This is a genomic window from Acetobacter pomorum (assembly GCF_002738225.1).
GTDB lineage: Bacteria > Pseudomonadota > Alphaproteobacteria > Acetobacterales > Acetobacteraceae > Acetobacter > Acetobacter pomorum.
Window position 1 is genome coordinate 1 of sequence record NZ_PEBQ01000049.1, and the last position, 1,895, is coordinate 1,895.

At 49.1% G+C, this 1,895-nt stretch carries 2 protein-coding genes; one reads left to right on the forward strand and one right to left on the reverse strand.

Features of this window, described 5'->3' with window-relative positions; genetic code table 11:
• Nucleotide 1: 1 nt before the first annotated feature.
• A complete protein-coding gene (locus CSR02_RS03550; RefSeq protein WP_244176761.1) occupies nucleotides 2-475 on the reverse strand; it encodes a LysR family transcriptional regulator in 474 nt (157 codons plus the stop codon).
• Nucleotides 476-678: 203 nt separating this feature from the next.
• Between CSR02_RS03550 and CSR02_RS03555 the strand changes: the two genes are divergently transcribed.
• Nucleotides 679-1,895, forward strand: a 1,217-nt coding sequence (locus tag CSR02_RS03555) for an MFS transporter (RefSeq protein WP_099540584.1), incomplete at its 3' end; no start/stop codon positions are given.

The following is a 1,895-nucleotide window of genomic DNA, read 5'->3' on the forward strand; positions in this document are numbered from 1 at the left end:
ATCAGACGTATAGGAAGTCCTGAACAACCAGAAAATGATCCAAAATTACTCCATCTGTGAGATTTCCGCGTTGAGGCAGTTTATCCATGGGGAATTCACGTACTTTTAAAAGCACGTCTGGATAATTCTGCGTAAATTGGTTCATCTGGTCTTGCAGTATCCCCGTATAAGCAGCTGACGCAACATAACCAATCTCTATCCGACCCAATTCACCGCGCCCAGCACGACGACCGGCGTTCTCCGCTGTTGCAAATTGTTTGAGCACGCGCCGTGCTTCAGAAAGGAAAACCTCTCCCGCAGATGTAAGCGTCACAGAACGCTTTGTTCGGTTGAGAAGTTGAGCTGATAATGTGCGCTCAATTTCCTGTATCTGCACAGTCAGAGTGGGCGGGGAAATATTCAGCCGTTCTGCCGCCCGTGTAAAATGAAGTTCTTCCGCCAAGACCACAAAATAGCGGAGATGTCTCAGTTCCATTCCCCTATCCTCCTCCCCGCATTATTAGGCAAAACCTAATAATAACGAAAATAACCACCAATGACGAGAACCAAGGCATGACGTAGCGTTACAGACTAATGCGCTCTGCAACGGAACATCGCCATGACACAACTCTTTCAAGCCAATCATGATGAACTGATTATCGGAACTTCTAATGCTATCGTGAAGCGGTGAGGACCTCGATGACATCCTCGCGCGTAACCAATCCGTTATTTGTCCTTCTGGCGGCTTCAACTGGCTGTGCCTTGACTGTGCTTGATACCAATGTGGTGGCAATCATCCTGCCAACCATTGCTCGCGAGTTTCGTGCAAGTTTCGCGGATATTGAATGGGTTATCAGCACATATGTTCTGTGCTTCGCATCTCTCCTGTTGCCCGCTGGAGCCATTGCAGATCGGTATGGACGCCGTCGCATCTATCTGATTGGAATTACGACATTTGCACTTACCTCGTTGTTTTGCGGAGCCGCCCCATCTGCCACAGCACTATATCTGGCCCGTGCTTTACAGGGCGTAAGTGCTGCGTTTTTGTTAGCACCTGCTTTAGCGATCATCGGGCATACTTTTCATAATCCAGATGAACGGAACCGCGCATGGGCCATTTGGGGAAGTATCATGGGCCTTACCATGGTTCTTGCTCCTATTATTGGTGGTATTATTGCCTATGCGCTCGGTTGGCGGTGGGCGTTTTATATCAATATTCCAATCTGCGTCCTACTTGCTGGCGCAGTCTTTATTCTGGTCAAAGAATCACGTGATACTGATGCCCGAAGACTGGACCCGGCCGGGATTATATTTTTCGCTGCATTCATGTTCGGTCTGACGTGGGGAATGATTAACGGTCAGGCAAGCGGCTGGACCTCATGGAACGCCCTGAATGGTTTTATTGGAGGAAGTATCTCCTTAGGCATTTTCATAGCATCTGAACGCGCCCAATCACGTCCGATGTTAGATCTTGGCCTATTCTCCAATCCCCGTTTTCTGGGAGCTGTCTGGGCGATGTTTGCTTATGCAGCATCCGCTCAGGTTATGGCCTCAATGCTTCCGCTATTTCTCCAAAACGGCTTAGGCCGCTCAGCACTTCAGGCCGGCTTCGCCATGTTGCCTTTTGCCCTGGCAATGTTGATTTTCCCACATATTGGACGTCTTCTGGAACGCCATATCTCTTCGAGCGGTATTCTAGCCAGTGGTCTGTCATGCGTCGCTATCGGCAATGGAATAACAGCATGGGGAGCATATGTCGGATCATGGATCATTGTTATGGCTGGCATGGTCGTCATTGGAAGTGGGGGCGGCCTTCTCAATGGAGAAACACAAAAAGCTATTATGAGTGTTGTGCCAAAAGAACGATCTGGCATGGCGTCAGGGATCAGTACGACATCACGATTTTCCGGGATTTT